Annotated in this window: 17 protein-coding genes and 1 pseudogene; 12 read left to right on the forward strand and 6 right to left on the reverse strand. The window is 57.8% G+C overall.

Annotated features, from left to right (window positions below):
- Positions 1 to 318: PfkB family carbohydrate kinase (locus L0H65_RS03520; RefSeq protein WP_301457449.1), on the forward strand; the 318-nt coding region annotated here is incomplete at its 5' end.
- Between the two features lie 2 nt (positions 319 to 320).
- On the opposite strand, the pseudogene msrA reads toward L0H65_RS03520, so the two are convergent.
- Positions 321 to 941: pseudogene (gene msrA / locus L0H65_RS03525) on the reverse strand (peptide-methionine (S)-S-oxide reductase MsrA).
- Between the two features lie 179 nt (positions 942 to 1,120).
- A complete protein-coding gene (locus L0H65_RS03530; protein ID WP_301457450.1) occupies positions 1,121 to 2,374 on the reverse strand; it encodes an argininosuccinate synthase in 1,254 nt (417 codons plus the stop codon).
- A gap of 112 nt (positions 2,375 to 2,486) precedes the next feature.
- Between L0H65_RS03530 and ilvA the strand changes: the two genes are divergently transcribed.
- Positions 2,487 to 3,734: a threonine ammonia-lyase IlvA gene (gene ilvA / locus L0H65_RS03535; protein WP_301457451.1), complete on the forward strand. Its 1,248-nt coding sequence runs from the start codon at positions 2,487 to 2,489 to the stop codon at positions 3,732 to 3,734.
- A gap of 3 nt (positions 3,735 to 3,737) precedes the next feature.
- Here ilvA and L0H65_RS03540 read toward each other — a convergent pair whose 3' ends face one another.
- Positions 3,738 to 4,070, reverse strand: a complete 333-nt coding sequence (locus L0H65_RS03540; RefSeq protein ID WP_301457452.1) for an Hpt domain-containing protein — start codon at positions 4,068 to 4,070, stop codon at positions 3,738 to 3,740.
- Positions 4,071 to 4,244: 174 nt separating this feature from the next.
- Between L0H65_RS03540 and L0H65_RS03545 the strand changes: the two genes are divergently transcribed.
- Positions 4,245 to 5,501: a PP2C family protein-serine/threonine phosphatase gene (locus L0H65_RS03545; protein ID WP_301457453.1), complete on the forward strand. Its 1,257-nt coding sequence runs from the start codon at positions 4,245 to 4,247 to the stop codon at positions 5,499 to 5,501.
- A gap of 12 nt (positions 5,502 to 5,513) precedes the next feature.
- Here L0H65_RS03545 and L0H65_RS03550 read toward each other — a convergent pair whose 3' ends face one another.
- Complete coding sequence (locus tag L0H65_RS03550; protein WP_301457454.1) at positions 5,514 to 5,957, reverse strand: NUDIX hydrolase; 444 nt, start codon at positions 5,955 to 5,957, stop codon at positions 5,514 to 5,516.
- 77 nt (positions 5,958 to 6,034) lie between these two features.
- Between L0H65_RS03550 and L0H65_RS03555 the strand changes: the two genes are divergently transcribed.
- The 7 genes from L0H65_RS03555 (at position 6,035) to L0H65_RS03585 (ending at position 14,419) form a co-directional block, all read left to right on the forward strand.
- On the forward strand, positions 6,035 to 7,036 hold the full coding sequence (locus L0H65_RS03555; protein ID WP_301457455.1) for an Hsp33 family molecular chaperone HslO: 1,002 nt from the start codon (positions 6,035 to 6,037) through the stop codon (positions 7,034 to 7,036).
- Positions 7,026 to 7,616 carry a CoA pyrophosphatase gene (locus L0H65_RS03560; RefSeq protein WP_301457464.1) on the forward strand — a complete coding sequence of 197 codons (591 nt, stop codon included), beginning with the start codon at positions 7,026 to 7,028 and terminating at the stop codon, positions 7,614 to 7,616. The genes L0H65_RS03555 and L0H65_RS03560 overlap by 11 nt, the downstream gene beginning before the upstream one ends.
- Positions 7,613 to 8,740: a CCA tRNA nucleotidyltransferase gene (locus L0H65_RS03565; protein WP_301457456.1), complete on the forward strand. Its 1,128-nt coding sequence runs from the start codon at positions 7,613 to 7,615 to the stop codon at positions 8,738 to 8,740. The genes L0H65_RS03560 and L0H65_RS03565 overlap by 4 nt, the downstream gene beginning before the upstream one ends.
- Before the next feature lie 65 nt (positions 8,741 to 8,805).
- Complete coding sequence (locus tag L0H65_RS03570; protein WP_301457465.1) at positions 8,806 to 10,650, forward strand: ABC transporter ATP-binding protein; 1,845 nt, start codon at positions 8,806 to 8,808, stop codon at positions 10,648 to 10,650.
- Positions 10,647 to 12,491 carry an ABC transporter ATP-binding protein gene (locus L0H65_RS03575; RefSeq protein ID WP_301457457.1) on the forward strand — a complete coding sequence of 615 codons (1,845 nt, stop codon included), beginning with the start codon at positions 10,647 to 10,649 and terminating at the stop codon, positions 12,489 to 12,491. Before L0H65_RS03570 ends, L0H65_RS03575 begins: the two co-directional genes overlap by 4 nt.
- Entirely contained in the window at positions 12,488 to 13,708 is a 1,221-nt protein-coding gene (locus L0H65_RS03580) for a class I SAM-dependent RNA methyltransferase (protein WP_301457458.1), read from the forward strand. Before L0H65_RS03575 ends, L0H65_RS03580 begins: the two co-directional genes overlap by 4 nt.
- A gap of 213 nt (positions 13,709 to 13,921) precedes the next feature.
- Positions 13,922 to 14,419, forward strand: coding sequence for a murein L,D-transpeptidase family protein (locus tag L0H65_RS03585; RefSeq protein ID WP_301457459.1), 498 nt, complete (start codon positions 13,922 to 13,924; stop codon positions 14,417 to 14,419).
- A gap of 107 nt (positions 14,420 to 14,526) precedes the next feature.
- On the opposite strand, the gene L0H65_RS03590 is transcribed toward L0H65_RS03585, so the two are convergent.
- Positions 14,527 to 15,039 carry a CAP domain-containing protein gene (locus tag L0H65_RS03590; protein WP_301457460.1) on the reverse strand — a complete coding sequence of 171 codons (513 nt, stop codon included), beginning with the start codon at positions 15,037 to 15,039 and terminating at the stop codon, positions 14,527 to 14,529.
- A gap of 160 nt (positions 15,040 to 15,199) precedes the next feature.
- On the opposite strand from L0H65_RS03590, the gene L0H65_RS03595 reads away from it, so the two are divergent.
- Both L0H65_RS03595 and L0H65_RS03600 read left to right on the forward strand, forming a co-directional pair.
- Complete coding sequence (locus L0H65_RS03595) at positions 15,200 to 15,796, forward strand: L,D-transpeptidase (RefSeq protein ID WP_301457461.1); 597 nt, start codon at positions 15,200 to 15,202, stop codon at positions 15,794 to 15,796.
- A gap of 277 nt (positions 15,797 to 16,073) precedes the next feature.
- A complete protein-coding gene (locus L0H65_RS03600) occupies positions 16,074 to 16,253 on the forward strand; it encodes a hypothetical protein (protein WP_301457462.1) in 180 nt (59 codons plus the stop codon).
- 74 nt (positions 16,254 to 16,327) lie between these two features.
- On the opposite strand, the gene hemH is transcribed toward L0H65_RS03600, so the two are convergent.
- A partial coding sequence (hemH, locus tag L0H65_RS03605) for a ferrochelatase (protein WP_301457463.1) occupies positions 16,328 to 17,262 on the reverse strand: 935 nt, incomplete at its 5' end.

The following is a 17,262-nucleotide window of genomic DNA, read 5'->3' on the forward strand; positions in this document are numbered from 1 at the left end:
GCCATGCGTGATGGGCTAGGCAGCCTTCCGGCGTGTGAGGTCATCATAACCAAAGGCGCAAACGGGGCCGAATGGCACCGGCCGGGCCATGACCCGATCCACGTCCTAGCATATCCTGTTGCGGCTGTTGACACTACCGGCGCTGGTGATTGTTTTGCCGGAAACATCGCCGCCGCCCTTGACGAAGGGTTATCGTCAGAGCAGGCGTTGCGTCGCGCATCTGCGGCAGCGGCGATCCAGGTCACCCGTGCGGGCGCGGCCAATGCCATGCCTACACGGGCTGAGGTGGATGATTTCCTTCGCCACCAATCCCGATAGCATCAATGGCTGAACGCTGCTTTCGTGCCAAACAGTTGTTTGGTGCGCGCATCACGTCCGCAGGCATTGCGATAGAATTTATAGGCCTCTGATTGCCGTTTTGGCCCACGCCGGGTCAATACGATGCTATCACCTTTGTAATAATTCTGATGATAGGCCTCCGCTTGGTAAAACGGACCGGCAGTGACAATCCTGGTCGCAATCGGTGTGCCCAGTTCTTTTCACACGGCAACCTTTGACGCTTCTGCCGCAGCCTTCTGTGCCGGGTTCATCGCAAACACGGCAGAGCGATAGCTGTCACCGCGATCACAGAACTGGCCGCCTCCATCTGTCGGGTCAATCGAATGGAAAAACAGATCCATGATCTGCGTATAGCTAATTTTCGAATTGTCAAAACTGATCAAGGCGGACTCGTAATGTCCGGTTCCACCGGCTCCAACCTGCTTGTAGGTCGGGTCTTTCGTTTTGCCGCCCGTGTAGCCCGAAACGACGGATTTCACTCCGGGGACGGATTCAAAATCCGACTCGACGCACCAGAAACATCCGCCTGCGACAAGTGCCTTTTCGGTCGCCGCCTGCGCAGCGCCAACGCCCAAAAGCGCAAAGGACAAAGCACCAAACATCCATTTCATCATTTCGAATACCTTCAATTTCCAAAAGCATGATGCGGAAGATACGCACCGCACAATCATGTTGGGGGTCTAGTCACGCACAGGTGATGGAAGGTGAACACTGTGCAACAAAAAGCGCGGCCCAATTTGGTGCCGCGCTTTCATACTGTGGTTGGATCAATACTGGCGGCCTACCTTTTGACCCGAGCATTGCGGGTCGCGATAAGTTTCAGCCGCAGCGCGTTCAGGCGAATGAAGCCTGCCGCGTCCTTTTGGTCATAGGCACCGGCATCATCCTCAAACGTCACATGCGCCTCGGAATACAGGCTTTCGTCCGACCAACGCGCGACGCAACTTACGGATCCTTTATAGAGCTTCACCCGCACAGTGCCTGATACATGCTCCTGGCTCTTGTCGATCAGGGCTTGCAGCATTTCGCGTTCAGGCGAGAACCAAAAGCCATTATAGATCAACTCGGCATAGCGCGGCATCAAGCTGTCTTTCAAATGGCCGGAGCCGGAATCCAGCGTGATCTGTTCGATGCCGCGATGGGCTTCAAGCAACACAGTGCCGCCGGGGGTTTCATAAATCCCGCGCGACTTCATGCCGATGAAGCGGTTTTCAACGAAGTCCAAACGCCCGACGCCGTGCTTGCCACCAAGCTCATTCAGCTTGGTCAGGATGGTGGCAGGCGACATCGACTCGCCATTGATCGCAACAGCATCGCCACGTTCAAAAGTGATCTCCACCATTTCCGCCTGATCCGGCGCATCCTCCGGGCTGGTGGTGCGCTGATACACATATTCCGGCGCTTCCTGTGCCGGGTTTTCCAGTGCCTTACCCTCAGAGGAGGTGTGCAGCAAGTTGGCATCGACCGAAAACGGCGCTTCGCCGCGTTTGTCCTTGGCAATCGGAATCTGGTTGGTTTCCGCAAATTCCAGCAGTTTGGTGCGGCTGGTCAAATCCCATTCCCGCCACGGTGCAATTACCTTGATCGCAGGGTCAAGCGCATATGCCGATAGTTCAAACCGAACCTGATCGTTGCCCTTACCGGTTGCGCCATGCGCCACCGCATCGGCGCCGTGCTTGTGTGCCAGTTCCACCAGATGCTTGGAAATCAGCGGCCGAGCGATGGAGGTGCCAAGCAGATACAGCCCCTCATAAAGTGCATTGGCGCGGAACATCGGGAACACGAAATCACGCACGAATTCCTCACGCACGTCAACGATATGAATATTTTCCTTCTTGATCCCCAGCAATTCTGCCTTGGCGCGGGCAGGCTCCAACTCCTCCCCTTGGCCAAGATCGGCGGTAAAGGTGATCACCTCGCAGCCATATTCGGTTTGCAACCATTTGAGGATGATCGAGGTATCAAGACCCCCCGAATAGGCAAGAACGACTTTTTTCGGGGCAAATTTGGGGGCGGCAGACGGGACGGCAGACATTGGGCTTCTCCTTCACGATTTCCCTGCGATTACTGGGAATTTGCGCCAAGGGCAAGCGGTGCGCGCGTTTGTCCCGCTTGTCTTCGCACCCGGCTTCGGTCTAATCGGGCTTATGAGTGATTTTGCAAACGCCGCCCGCCTCGCCACCGCCGCCCTGCGTGATCTGTTTGATCCGACGCCGTTGCAGCGCAATGACCATCTGTCCGCACGGTACAACGCCGATATCTGGTTGAAACGAGAGGATCTGGCCCCCGTCCGTTCCTATAAAATCCGCGGTGCGGTGAATGCGATGCGCAAGGTTCGCGCGACCAATCCGTCGCAACAGCAATTCGTTTGCGCCAGTGCTGGCAATCACGCGCAGGGCGTGGCCTATGCCTGTCGCCATTTCAGCGTGCGCGGCACCATTTTCATGCCGGTGACGACGCCACAGCAAAAGATCGACAAAACCCGCGTTTTCGGCGGTGATAGTGTCGATATCGTGTTGACCGGAGACTATTTTGACCAAACGCTAAGCGCCGCACAAAGGCTTTGCACTGAAAAACAGGCGCATTTCTTGTCTCCCTTCGACGACCCGGATGTGATCGAAGGTCAGGCAAGCGTTGCGGTGGAAATGCTGGACCAACTTGGCCGCGCGCCCGATCTTGTGGTGTTGCCGGTCGGTGGCGGCGGTCTTGCCTCCGGTGTCACCGGATTTCTGCGTGAGGTGGCACCTCAAACGCGCTTTCGCTTCGTGGAACCACTGGGCGGTGCAAGCTTGACAGCAGCACTTTCGAATGGCGGCCCGCACACCTTGCCCAAGATCAATTCATTCATTGATGGCGCTGCGGTCGCGCGCTTGGGCCAATCCAATTTCCAGATGCTGCAATGGATTGATCCGGTCGATGTCCTGCTCGCGCCGGAGGATCGGGTTTGCGTGACGATGTTGGAAATGCTCAACGTTGAAGGTATCGTGCTGGAACCTGCCGGCGCTCTGTCGGTTGATGTTTTGCCGGTGATCGCCGATCAGATCAACGGAAAAACCGTGGTTTGCGTCACCTCGGGCGGGAATTTTGATTTTGAGCGACTGCCAGAGGTAAAGGAACGCGCCCAGCGTTATGCCGGGTTGAAGAAATACTTCATCCTGCGCATGCCGCAGCGCCCAGGTGCGTTGCGAGAGTTTCTGACAATGCTTGGACCAGACGACGATATTGCCCGTTTCGAGTATCTAAAAAAATCCGCACGAAATTTCGGCTCCGTATTGATCGGAATTGAAACGAAGGATTCCGACAATTTTCAGCACCTTTTCGCGACCATGGAAGCGGCGGGATTCACCTATCGCGACATCACGGCGGATGAGGCATTGGCAGAGTTTCTGATCTGACCATCACGCCGCATCCATCTTAGCCTTACCCTGTTCAAATGCGTGTTTCGACCGGTTGTAGCTGTCAAGGACCAAACCAAGATCGACGGTTGCCGCATGTCCCTGTGCCGCCGCTTTTTCGCCCGCCTGGCACAGCGCGGCCAACTCGGTAAAGCCAAGATTCAACGCGCTGCCTTTCAGGAAGTGTAGCGCCGATTCGATGGCGCCATGCGCCATATCGTTCCGCAGGTTCATGGCGACCTCATCTGTCTCGTCCAGAAACAACGCCACCACCTCATTGAAATCATCTTCGCCGATTTCGTCACGAAGTTCCTCCACCCGCTTCCAATCAATCATGATCACACCCACATATGCCAATTGCCCCACACGAGACCGATTTTCGGCGTCGAGCCCTAACAATCGGTTACTCACCCCGTTGCAAGAACCGTCAATTTTAACCTTCATCCTGTATTAAGACCTCGGCCGCATATCATTTTGAAATGCAGCAGATGAATACGGGTGACATACAGGATGCAAAGCGCGGTACGGGCCGATGATGTCGATCATCCGATGAATAGCAGGCGGGTTCTGGTGGTCGATGACAGCCGCGCGCAACGACGGATTCTAGCCTTGGCGCTGCAACGGGGTGGCTACCACGTTACCGAAGCGGAAACCGGCACCCAGGCCCTCGCGCTCTGCCGTGAGACGGAGTTCGATATCGTGTTGAGCGACTGGATGATGCCAGAAATGAATGGGCTCGATTTCTGTCACGCTTTTCGTGCGTTACCGCGTGAGGGGTATGGATACTTCATCCTTCTCACCTCAAAATCCGAAAAGACGGAAATTGCGGATGGTTTGGACTGCGGCGCGGATGATTTCCTTGCCAAACCGGTCAATTCGAATGAATTGCGCGCCCGTCTGCGTGCGGGGGAACGCATCATGGGGATGCAGGCGCAATTGGTAGAGAAGAACCGTTTGGTCAACGCGACACTGGAGGAATTGCAGAAAGTTTATGATTCGCTTGATCGTGACCTGATTGAAGCGCGAAAACTGCAACAGACCCTCGTGCGGGACCGGTTCCGTGATTTCGGCAAGGGGGAGGTCGCGCTGCTCCTGCGTCCCTCCGGGCATGTTGGTGGGGATCTTGTTGGGTCCTTTGTCATCAATCCACGACGAATCGGTGTCTATTCCGTCGATGTTTCCGGGCATGGCGTCGCTTCTGCGATGATGACGGCACGGCTTTCGGGTCTGCTTTCGGGCACAACACCGGATCAGAACATCGCGTTGAAGGTCGGCCTGTTTGGTGAGCAGGATGCCCACCCGCCGGAGGTTGTGGCTGCCCGCCTCAATCGCATGATGTTTGAGGATATTCAGGTGGAGCAGTATTTCACCCTCGCCTATGCCGATATCAACTTGCAGACCGGTGCGGTGTCGATGGTGCAAGCAGGCCACCCGCACCCGGTTATCCTGCGTCATGCGGGCGGGGTTGAGTTTATGGGCGCAGGCGGGATGCCCATTGGATTGATTGCCGAGGCGACGTTTGAACGCACAAACGCAACGCTTGCCCGCGGTGATCGGTTGTTCCTGGTCTCTGACGGGGTAACTGAATGCCCCTCGATCACGGGGGAGGAGTTGGGCGAAGATGGCCTGCTGCAGATGCTCTGCGCGAATCGGCATATGGGGAATGCAGCATTGCTGGAGGCATTGGTATGGGATCTTTCGACCCATTTCGGTGGTGAAGATTTTCCAGATGACGTTTCGGGTGCGCTGTTCCACCTGAAGGAATAGACCAAGGGCAGATCATCGGCTTCGCAACAGGCGCGTCACCACCGCGCGGTCACCGGGGTTTGCAAGCATCTTCGCCGCGGCTGCTGTCGGCAGCCATAGCGGCTCATGCCCGGACTCCGTCGGTTCTGCAACTTTCAGGATCGGCCGACAGACATAGACCGTGCATATTTTCTCTGCCCACAGGTCATATTCAGGCATATAGGTGAAGCGGCGGAACGTGCCAAAACGAAAGCGCAGTTGCATATGCCAGCCGGTTTCCTCCATCACCTCGCGGTGTAGCGCCGCAACTGGATGTTCACCCTTGTCGATTCCGCCGCCGGGGAGCTGAATTTCCGGCAGTGGCGCTTCCTGTCGGGTTGCAAGAATGGCATCACCGCGCAGCAGGATCGCGTAAACGCCGGGACGTCTGGTATAGTGTCTGCCCGGTTCAGGCGGCCCGCCGTAGCATCTGATCATGGTTTGCCTCTTGGTCCTTTGGTTGCCGTACCTATATGTTCGCGGTATGCCAAAGCGCGGTCGCCAAGGAAACCCCAATGACCATCGGAACGAGAATCGCCTGGGATGATACCGTCCTGCCCTTTCAACTGGACCTGTCCGATATCCGGGGCCGGGTTGCGCGGCTTGATGGGGCGTTGCAGTCGGTGCTGAAGCAACACGCCTATCCGCCGCAGGTGGAGGCGTTGGTTGCGGAGGCAACCTTGCTGACAGCTTTGATCGGGCAAACGATCAAGCTGCGTTGGAAACTGTCACTGCAAATCCGTGGAAATGGGCCGGTTACCCTCATCGCGACCGATTATTACGGACCGACCGAAGATGGCGCGCCTGCGCGCTTGCGCGGCTATGCCGGGTTTGATCGCAACGCCGATCTCGCCGGCGCGGACCCTTTCAACCTTATCGGAGACGGATTCTTTGCCATTCTGATAGATCAGGGCGAAGGCATGGTGCCGTATCAAGGGATCACACCGATCTCGGGAACTTCACTTTCCGCCTGCGCAGAGACCTATTTCGCGCAATCGGAACAGTTGCCGACCCGGTTTGAACTCAGTTTCGGCAAAAGCACGCTGCCCGGTGAAGCTCCGGCTTGGCGTGCCGGTGGTGTGATGTTGCAAATGATGCCGAAAGCGTCGCCTTCGGCGATAGGTGACGGTGGTTCGGGCCCGGCTGGGCTGTTGTCGCATCGCGACCTGCTGGATGGTGACGAAGACGAAAACTGGAATCGCGCGAACCTGCTGCTCGATACGGTGGAGGAGATCGAACTCATCGGCCCGCAGGTTGGCCCGACGGACCTGCTGATTCGCCTGTTCCACGAAGAAGCGCCACGGGTTTTCGACCCGCAACCGGTGCGATTTGGCTGCACCTGTTCCGAAGATCGGGTTCGCAATTCGCTGTCGATCTATTCGGCTGCGGATATTGCAGAGATGACGACCGAATCAGGCACCCTGACGGCAGATTGCCAGTTTTGCGGCGCGCATTATGAGTTGGACCCGAAAACCCTGGGCGTCGATGCTGCGCGGTCTGATGGCGATGACGCCTGACCTGTTGCGCCAAGCGTTGCAAGCGCGAACGGGTGGATCGTCGGATTTCGATCTCAACCCCGGTACGGTGTTGCCTAAGGGCCGCATATTGCGCGACGCTGCTGTATTGGTGGCCGTGACTGAGACCAAGCGCGGCCCGCAGATCATTCTCACCAAGCGATCCTCGCAGCTAAAGCACCATCCCGGCCAGATCGCTTTTCCCGGCGGCAAAGTTGAACGCTTCGATCAAAACCCGACCGCTGCTGCCCTTCGGGAAGCGCAAGAGGAAGTCGGGCTATCCCCTGCCCACGTCCGTATTCTGGGGGAATTGCCCGCGCATGAAACAGTAACGGGATTCACGGTAACACCTGTGCTTGCATGGATCGAAGGCGGATTTGACCCGATTGCGGAGGCGGGAGAGGTCGAAGAAGTCTTTTCGGTTCCGCTCGAATTTGTCACTAATCCCGCGAATTTCCGAGTTGAGTCGCGGCTGTGGCTCGGCGCCGCGCGCCGGTATTATGCCGCACCTTACGGACCCTATTACATCTGGGGGGCAACTGCGCGCATTTTGCACGCGCTGGCTGAGAGGTTGCAGACATGAAGGTTGACGGCGCATGGCTTACGCAACCGGGGACACAAAGCCTTTGTGATGCGTTGAGAAAAGCAAACTTTCAGGCGCTGTTTGTCGGAGGCTGCGTCCGCAACGCACTGCTGGGTGAACCGGTCAATGATATCGACATTGCGAGCGACGCGACACCTGAAGATGTCACTAAGCTGGCGGAACATGCTGGTTTTCGCGTTATTCCGACGGGCATCGACCACGGCACGGTGACGGTGATCGCGGGTTCACACCCGCATGAGGTCACCACGTTTCGCCGCGATATTGAAACCAACGGGCGGCATGCCGTGGTTGCCTACTCCACAGATATTGCGGAGGATGCCGCGCGGCGCGATTTCACCATGAACGCGTTATACGCGCGGCCGGATGGTACGGTTGTCGACCCGCTTGGCGGATTGCCCGACCTTCTGGCGCGGCGCGTGCGTTTTGTTGGCAACGCGGAGGATCGCATCCGGGAGGATTATCTGCGCATCCTGCGCTTCTTTCGCTTTTTCGCGTGGTACGGCGACCGGACGGCCGGGATTGAACCGGAAGGGTTGGCCGCCTGTGCTGCTCATTACGCCGGAATAGAGACGCTTTCGCGAGAGCGGGTCGGTGCCGAGCTGCGCAAACTTCTGGCGGCGCCCAACCCCTCGCAAGCTGTGGCCAGTATGGCGCAAGCGGGGGTTTTGTCAGCGGCGTTGGCGGGTTCCGATGCGCGCGCATTGCCGATCCTCGTGCATCTGGGCGAGGAGGATTGGCTGCCGCGCCTGGCCGTTCTGGGCGGTGACAGTGACAGTTTGCGGCTTTCGCGCGGCGAGATGGCGCAATTGCGTCTGATCCGGGAGGAGGTCTCGGCACTGCGGTCTGCGGCGGAGCTGGGGTATCGACATGGTGCCGTGCTTGCGCGATCCATCATACTTTGCCGTGCGGCCCTGTTGGAAATGCCACCGCCTTCGGGTTGGGAAAATCAGATTTCACAGGGATCACGCGCCGTTTTCCCAATTGCTGCGGCTGACCTGATGCCAGACTTGCAAGGCAAGGCGTTGGGTGACGCTTTGCGCGGGATGGAGCGGCGCTGGATCGACTCGGGTTTCCGGCTCGACAAGGCGGCTTTGCTGGGTTGAGGGTTTTGCTTTTGGCCAAAGCAAGGCTATACCCGACCGAGAGCTTCAATGAGAGTCTGCGCGCTGTGTTTCGTTTCTTTGAAGGGTTGGTCGACCCTTACATCCCCTATCCGCAAAGTGACGCGCCGCCCCGCAGGCTGTGGCCGTTCCTGAAGGAATATATTCAGCCGTTTCATGGTGTGTTCGCCGTGACTGCGGTGATTTCGATCATCGTCGCGTCGGTGGATGTGCTGCTGATCTGGTATGTCGGTCGGCTGGTCGATTTTCTGGCGATGGGAAAACCGGCGCAAGTGTGGCAGGACCACGGGGCGGAAATCGCAGCAGTTGGAATTGGAATTCTGCTCCTGCGCCCGGTTTTGGCGGGGCTGAACACCGCGTTGCTACACAATGCGATATTGCCGAATTTCGGCACTCTGATCCGTTGGCGCGCGCATGCGCATGTGTTGCGGCAACCGGTGGGATGGTTCGAATCAGACTTTGCCGGGCGCATCGCCAACCGGATCATGCAAACGCCACCCGCTGCTGGGGATGTGGTATTTCAGACCTTTGACGCGGTGGCGTTCGCCTTTGTTACACTGGTTGGCGCTTTCTTCGTTCTGGCTGACGCCGACCTGCGGCTGGCTATCCCCTTGCTGATCTGGCTTGGGTGCTATGCGGTTCTTGTCCGCTGGACCTTGCGGCGCGCTGGGCCTGCGGCGAAGGCAAGCTCTGACGCGCGGTCGGCGGTGACCGGACGGGTGGTGGACGCGTATACCAACATCCATTCGGTCAAGATGTTCGCGCATCACGATAGCGAACTTCGCTATGCGAAAGAGGCGATTGAAGCTGCACGTTCGACTTTTGCCACGGAAATGCGGGTGATCACCACGATGGATGTCGTGCTGACCGTACTGAATGGCGCGTTGATCGTGGCGGTTACAGGTTTTGCGCTTTTCCTCTGGTATCACGGGCAGGCCAGCGTTGGCGTTGTTGCGGCGACGACGGCGCTGGTATTGCGGCTCAACAACATGACATATTGGGTAATGTGGGCGGCAACCGGCTTGGTGCAGGCGCTGGGCGTGGTTGCCGAAGGGATGGAGACAATTGCGCAGCCCATCGGTCTTGTTGACAAGGTAGAGGCGAAGCCGCTGCAGCTGACCGAAGGGCGCATCGCGATTGAAGGTTTGAGCCATCATTACGGGCGCGAAAAAGGTGGGTTGAACGCAATCACCCTGACGATTGACCCGGGCCAAAAGATCGGCCTTGTCGGCCGTTCTGGTGCCGGGAAATCCACCTTGGTCAAGCTGATGCTGCGGTTTTATGATGCCGAACAAGGTCGGATCCTGATCGACGGGCAGGATATTGCCGGGGTCAGCCAAGCCAGCCTGCGCGCGCAAATCGGCATGGTTCAACAGGACAGCAGCCTTTTGCACCGCTCCGTCCGCGACAACATCCTTTATGGTCGGCCGGATGCAGGCGAAGACGCGATGATCCTTGCCGCCCGTCGCGCCGAGGCGCATGACTTCATCCTCGACCTCGTGGACCCGGAAGGGCGGCATGGTTACGATGCGCATGTCGGCGAACGGGGCGTGAAACTGTCGGGTGGTCAGCGTCAGCGCATCGGCCTTGCGCGGGTGATCTTGAAAGATGCACCGATCCTGCTTCTGGATGAGGCGACGAGTGCGCTTGACAGTGAGGTCGAAGCGGCGATCCAGCAAACGCTCTATGGCGTGATGCAGGGCAAAACCGTGATCGCGATTGCGCATCGGCTGTCCACGATTGCCGCGATGGATCGGATTGTGGTTCTGGAGGATGGGAGGATTGCTGAAATTGGCAGCCATGCCGAATTGTTGAAGTCAGACGGGCTTTACGCCGGTTTCTGGGCGCGGCAATCCGGGGGCTTTCTGGGAATCGATGAGGAAACGCTATGACTCTGGTAACTCGTATCGGCGGTTTGATTGATGCGTTCCGACCGGCGGATGGCGCGCCGCCGCAAACGCTGGGCGCGTTCTTTTCGTGGTGTCTGAAGGGCAGTTGGCCGATGCTGTGGATCGCCGGGGTGCTGTCATCCATCGCCGGGGCGATGGAGGTTATCGCGGCCCTGTACCTCGGTTGGGTGATTGATGCGGCGCTGGCCTCCGGCCCCGATGTGTTCTTTGCCGATCATTTTTGGCTTCTGTTCGGGTTTGTCGGGTTCTACCTCGTGCTGCGGCCATTGGCCTTTGCTGCCTCGGCGGCCTCCAACTCCATCATCGTCGGGCCGAACGTTTTGCCACTGGTGTTGTCCCGCCTGCACCGCTGGACCCTGGGCCAACCCGTCACCTTCTTTGACAATGATTTCGCGGGCCGTATTGCACAAAAGCAGATGCAGGCAGCGCGGGCGACCACCGATGTTGCGACGGAAGTGATCAACACGGTCGCTTTTGCCCTGGCTTCGGTTATCGGCTCGGCGCTGTTCCTGATCTCGGTCGATTATCGCGCTGCGTTGGCGTTGGCGTTGTGGTTGGTTGTCTATGTGCTGACGATCCGCTTTTTCATGCCGCGGGTGCGGGTGAATTCGGCGGCACGCGCCTCGGCGCGGGCAATGGTCACGGGGCAGGTGGTGGATACGATCACCAACATCAAAACGGTCAAGCTGTTTGCCCATGCCGCGTTTGAAGATCGTGTGGCCCTGTCCGCGATGAAAGTATTTCGGGACCGGTCGTTGGAGTTTGGCGAGATTTCGACCTGGTTCCGCCTGGCGTTGATGACGCTGGCCGGCACGTTGCCTGTGTTGCTGATCGGTGGCACTTTGGCGCTGTGGGCGCAAGGCTCGGCCACAGCAGGCGCAATTGCGGCGGCGGGTGCCATTTCGATGCGCATCGCGCAGATGTCCGGCTGGGTCAGCTTTACCCTGATGTCGATCTATACTGCCGTGGGGGAGGTTGAAGACGGGATGCGAACGCTGTCGGTGCCGCATCAATTGACGGACAACCCCGACGCCGTCGCCCTTGCGCGTGTGCAGGGTGAGGTACGGTTTGACAACGTGTCTTTTGCCTATGGTCGCAAAAGGGGCGGGGTGGAACACATCAATCTGACCGTGCGCGCAGGCGAGAAACTGGGCATTGTTGGTGCGTCCGGTGCTGGCAAATCAACGCTCGTTTCGTTGCTGCTACGGCTCTATGACACCGAAAAAGGCGCTGTTTTGATTGATGGCGTGGACGTGCGCGGTGTGACACAGGAAAGTCTGCGTCGGCAGATCGGCATGGTCACTCAGGAAACTGCGATGTTCAACCGGTCTGCCCGCGACAACATCAAGTACGGTCGTCCGGACGCGGACGAGGCGGAGGTAATCGAAGCGACTCGAGCAGCGGAAGCGCATGATTTCATCGCCCATATGATCGACCATAATGATCGAAAGGGCTATGACGCCTATCTGGGCGAACGCGGTGTGAAACTGTCTGGCGGGCAACGGCAGCGCATCGCTTTGGCGCGAACCTTCCTGAAAGACGCGCCGATTCTGGTGCTGGATGAGGCGACATCCGCCTTGGACAGCGAAGTGGAGGCAGCGATTCAGGCAACTCTGGCGAAGGTGATGGAGGGTAAAACCGTTCTGGCCATCGCGCACCGACTTTCAACCATTGCAGCAATGGATCGCATTGTGGTGCTGGACAATGGCCGCATTGTCGAAGAGGGCAGTCACGACGCGCTTTTGGCCCGAAACGGGCTTTACGCGCGCTATTGGAATCGCCAGTCCGGCGGCTTCATCGGATCGGAAGAGGCGGCAGAGTGAAAGTTACCATAGATCGGCTGGGCCATTTGGGCGATGCGATTGCGACGGGTGAAAACGGGCCGATTTTCGTGGCGCAGATGTTGCCTGGGGAGGAGGTTGAAGGCGACCTTCAAGACAACAGGCTGCTGAACCCGCGTATCCTGACGCCGTCCCCTGATCGGGTGCGCCCACCTTGCGCGCATGCCCGAAGCTGTGGCGGTTGCCTGATGCAGCATGCCTCCGATGGTTTTGTCGCGGGGTGGAAAACCGAAATCATTCGCTCTGCCCTTGCCGGTCAGGGATTGGTGGCTGATCTGCGCCCGATCCAGACCTCGCCGCCCAACTCGCGCCGCCGGGCTACGATCGCGGGGCGGCGCACCAAGGGTGGTGCAATGCTGGGGTTTCATGCGCGCGGATCGGATACGCTGGTTGCGGTGCCGCATTGCCAATTGTTGCACCCAGATCTGATGGCGGCTTTCCCGGCGCTGGAGGCGTTGGTAATGCTCGGCGGATCGCGCAAGTCCGAACTGGCGCTGACCGTGACCCGCAGCCTTGCCGGACCGGATGTTTCCGTCAGCGGCGGCAAACCGCTCGATGGCATGTTTCGGCTGGAACTTGCGCGCGTGGCAGAGGCGCGTGGGCTTGCCCGCCTGTCATGGGAGGGTGAGGTGATCGCCCTGCGTGCAGCGCCGATGCAGTCGATGGGCCGCGCGTTGGTTGCCCCGCCGCCCGGCGCGTTTCTGCAAGCGACGGAGCAAGGGCAGGCTGACCTAGTGACGGCCGTGCGGGAGGCAGTGGGCGACGCCAAGCGCGTCACCGACCTGTTTGCCGGGGCTGGGACCTTCACGCTCCCACTTGCCGAACGGGCGGAGGTTCACGCCGTTGAAGGTGATGCCGCGATGATGGCGGCGCTTGATAGGGGCTGGCGGCAGGCCGAGGGGTTGAAGCGAGTTGCGGTTGAGACCCGCGATCTGTTCCGCCGCCCGTTGGAGCCGGACGAATTCAAGAATGTGCAAGCTGTCGTGATCGACCCGCCCCGTGCCGGGGCCGAGGCGCAGACGAAGACGCTTGCCGCCGCACAAGTGCCGGTAATTGCGGCGGTGTCCTGCAACCCCGTCACCTTTGCCCGGGATGCCCGCATTCTGACCGCCGCAGGGTATAGGATGGATTGGGTGCAACCGGTTGACCAGTTTCGCTGGTCCGCCCATGTCGAACTCGCCGCGCGTTTTAGCCTTTGACTGCAAGGCGCGAGGGTGGTGCTCCGCATAACGAGGAGGACAGCATGAGGGCGCGCGTATCGCGAAGATTTGATCACCAGATTGCCCGCAATCGAGAAATCGCTGGCTGAATTGACTTATAAAGCCGGATAGATGCGGCAGGGATCTGGGCAAATCAGCCGATCAGCGATAGGTTTGGAAAAAAGAACCGTTCTGCGGAAAATTGAGGTAGATATGTGGGCATTGAAGCTGGTGGCAGCTCTCCTGATGATGATTGGCTTGTCGTCCTGCGGCGATTCCAAGTTTCGCAGCTATAACGGACCGGCAATAACCAAGGTCGTCGTGATGAAAAGCGCACATAAAATGCAGCTTTACCATGATGACAAGGTGTTGAAGACCTATCCGATCTCGCTTGGCTTTGCGCCGGCAGGTCACAAGCAATTTGAAGGCGATGGCAAGACCCCCGAAGGGTTGTACTATATCGACCGCCGCAATCCAAAAAGCCGCTATCATCTGTCACTTGGCATCAGTTACCCGAATGCCGCCGATGTCGCCTATGCCAAATCACAGGGCAAGAAGCCGGGTGGTGAAATCTTCATCCATGGCAAGACGGGGTACAAGGGTATTAACAACGGCGACTGGACTTTCGGCTGCATCGCGGTGCCAGACCGGAAAATGGAAGACATCTACGCCATGGTGCGTGATGGAACGCCGATCTACCTTCTGCCGTAGCGCAGTGTTTTCAGAGCGCAACAAAACCAAATCGCCTTCGATCTGCATCAGATCGAAGGCGATTCATTTTCGCGCGAGTCGGGCCGCAGGACACCGCAGGCCGTAGCTCAGGCGCCCGTCACCAGCGTCCACCAGATCTTGCCCGATGGTTCTTGATGCCAGGCAAAACCAAGCTGCGTCGCCTTGGGGTCAAGGATCACGTCGCGGGTGTCTGGTTGCGCCATCCAGTCGGCCAACGTCTCAAGCTCTGTTTCAAATGTTTCAGAAATATTCTCTCCGACCAGATGCCCGGTATAGCCAACCCGCTGAACCCGATCCAGTGGTGACGACCCGTCAGACCCGAAATGCCAGGGCCGATTCTGAACCGACATATCGTTGGAATGGGTCGCGGCGGCTGCATTCAACTGTGCGTTATATTGCAAGGGGCCGGCACCTTTGGCGCTGCGCAGGGCGTTGACCGAATCAAGCATCCGGAACGGGATTTTCGCCTCTTCCGTGCTTGAAATCTTGTAAACTTGCGGCAGTGGCCGCCCGTCGCTGCCCAGCCTGATCTTGTTTCCCGTTCCACAGGCAGCCAGTGCAAAGGAAGCACAGACTGCAAAAACTGATAAAGCTCTCATTTCATTCCCATTCGGTGCAAGCTAAACCAGTCTTTAACGTGCCAAAGCCGTTTGAGCAAACGCAACTCTGCGTGACTCCGCCGAATCCACGTCACTGTGATTTGAAGATTGCCGCGAAAAAGTGTAGGTTTCGCCCAGAATAAAAACAGGAGAACGTCGTATGAGCAGCGACCAAGCCAAACATATCAATCGTCGCGCACTGTTGAGCACAGCCGCAGCCGCCGGTTTCGGCATGGCGGCAGCACCTGCTCTTGCACTGGACAATTCTACCGAGTTTGAGGCCACCGGGCCGGTTCGCAACAACATTTCCAGCTTCCGGATGCTGGATTGGCAATCCTATTTCACCGATACAAAGAATGGTGCGATTTTGGTGGATACCACATCGCGCGCACTGCATTTCTGTTCAGACGACAAGTCGATCTACAAACTTTATCCAACCTCCGTGACGTTGACTGATGATCTGACGCGCCGTGGCCGGACGGAAATCGTGCAAAAGGTTGTCGGCCCGACATGGCGTCCGACGCCGGAGATGAAAATCCGCAACCCTGAATGGCCTGATTTCGTTCCTGCCGGTCCGGAAAACCCACTGGGAACCCATGCCCTATACCTGTCCTGGACCTATTACCGGATCCACGGCACCCATGACACGCGCAAGATCGGTCGCCGCTCGTCGAATGGCTGTATCGGCCTTTACAATGAGCATATTGCGGAGCTGTTTGGCCTGACGAAAATCGGAACGCAAGTTCTGTTGATCTGATTGGAACGGCTGAAAGTTTTGAACATCATGGGGGGCCGACGGCCCTCTTTTTTTGTTGGGAGGATGCGGAGATTTGCGATTCGCGGTGATCTGCCATGCAAAACGGTCGCAGAGTGTTGCCAAATTGACGAAACCGGCCTCAAGCGCAGCGGAAATTTACAACCCAGATTGCAATTGTGGACACAAGCTGGTTAGAAAAAACTCACGAGGTATAGTCTTGGGTGCGTGTTATCGTCCTCTGAAAAAATTCGATAGCGCGCGAAAACTGGAGGTTACTATGAAGAAACTTGCACTCGCAGCGGCTCTGTCCGTTGCTGCATCGACTGCTTTCGCTGGTGGTATGGCTGCTCCCGTAATGGAGCCGGTTGTTGTTGAAGCACAAACGTCGTCGTCTGCTGGCGGCATCGTTGTTCCGCTGCTTCTGCTGCTGGTTGTTGCAGCTATTGCATCGAAGTAATCCTTAGGGATTGCAACGAATTAGGGACGGTAGGGTAACCCCTGCCGTCCTTTTTTCTGCGATGGGTCACGATTTCAACGAATCCAGCCTGCAAGGTTTTCCTTGATTATCGTTGTGAGCGCCGCGATGTGCGCGTCCTCGTCGTTCAGGCAGGGGATATAGGTGAAGTGTTCACCGCCGGCATGTTCAAAGGCCTCGCGAATCTCACCGTTGATCTCCTCCAGCGTTTCGATGCAATCGGCAGAGAAGGCGGGGGCGATAACCGCGATGTTCTTCTTGCCCTGTTTCGCCAGTTCCGCCACATGCTTCACCGTATAGGGTTTGAGCCATTCTTCGCGCCCAAACACCGACTGGAAGCTGGTGTCAATCGCGCCGCTATCCCATCCCAACCGTTCGCGCAGCAGTCGCGTGGTCTTGACGCATTGGCAATGGTAAGGGTCGCCCTCCATCAGATAGCGGATCGGCATGCCATGATAGCTCGCCACCAAGACATCGGGTTGATGGTCGAGCGCGGCATAGGCTCGCCTCACCGATCCGGCCAGCGCGTCGATATAGGCGGGATGGTCGAAATATTCCGGCACGGTGCGCGCGGCGGGTTGGCGTTTCTCCTTCGCCAGCGCGGCAAAAAACGCATCATTTGCGGTGGCTGACGTGGCACCAGCGTAATGCGGATAAAGCGGAAAGAACACTATTTTTTCGCAGCCAGCCGCGACCATCGCCCGAACCTTGGATTCGGTTGACGGGTTGCCATAACGCATCGCGAAATCCACCATTACCTCTCCGCCAAAGGTCTCTTGCAAGACGGTGTTGATCTTGGCGGTTTGGGCCTTGGTGATCGTCAACAACGGACTCTCATTCTTGTCATGGTTCCAGATCAGCTTGTAATTCGCGCCCGATGAAAACGGGCGTTTTGTCAGAATCACCAGTTGTAACAAAGGCTGCCAAATCCAATCGGAAATATCGACAACCCGCTTGTCGGACAGAAATTCATTCAAATATCGGCGCATTG

This window comes from Pseudorhodobacter sp. (assembly GCF_030452865.1).
Classification (GTDB): domain Bacteria; phylum Pseudomonadota; class Alphaproteobacteria; order Rhodobacterales; family Rhodobacteraceae; genus Pseudorhodobacter.

Coding starts and splice junctions, on each gene's coding strand:
- L0H65_RS03565 (WP_301457456.1), top strand. CDS start 7,613: ATGAAGGTTGACGGCGCATGGCTTACGCAACCGGGGACACAAAGCCTT.
- L0H65_RS03540 (WP_301457452.1), bottom strand. CDS start 4,070: ATGATTGATTGGAAGCGGGTGGAGGAACTTCGTGACGAAATCGGCGAA.
- L0H65_RS03585 (WP_301457459.1), top strand. CDS start 13,922: ATGTGGGCATTGAAGCTGGTGGCAGCTCTCCTGATGATGATTGGCTTG.
- L0H65_RS03530 (WP_301457450.1), bottom strand. CDS start 2,374: ATGTCTGCCGTCCCGTCTGCCGCCCCCAAATTTGCCCCGAAAAAAGTC.
- L0H65_RS03590 (WP_301457460.1), bottom strand. CDS start 15,039: ATGAGAGCTTTATCAGTTTTTGCAGTCTGTGCTTCCTTTGCACTGGCT.
- L0H65_RS03600 (WP_301457462.1), top strand. CDS start 16,074: ATGAAGAAACTTGCACTCGCAGCGGCTCTGTCCGTTGCTGCATCGACT.
- L0H65_RS03560 (WP_301457464.1), top strand. CDS start 7,026: ATGACGCCTGACCTGTTGCGCCAAGCGTTGCAAGCGCGAACGGGTGGA.
- L0H65_RS03595 (WP_301457461.1), top strand. CDS start 15,200: ATGAGCAGCGACCAAGCCAAACATATCAATCGTCGCGCACTGTTGAGC.
- L0H65_RS03545 (WP_301457453.1), top strand. CDS start 4,245: ATGCAAAGCGCGGTACGGGCCGATGATGTCGATCATCCGATGAATAGC.
- ilvA (WP_301457451.1), top strand. CDS start 2,487: ATGAGTGATTTTGCAAACGCCGCCCGCCTCGCCACCGCCGCCCTGCGT.
- L0H65_RS03575 (WP_301457457.1), top strand. CDS start 10,647: ATGACTCTGGTAACTCGTATCGGCGGTTTGATTGATGCGTTCCGACCG.
- L0H65_RS03550 (WP_301457454.1), bottom strand. CDS start 5,957: ATGATCAGATGCTACGGCGGGCCGCCTGAACCGGGCAGACACTATACC.
- L0H65_RS03555 (WP_301457455.1), top strand. CDS start 6,035: ATGACCATCGGAACGAGAATCGCCTGGGATGATACCGTCCTGCCCTTT.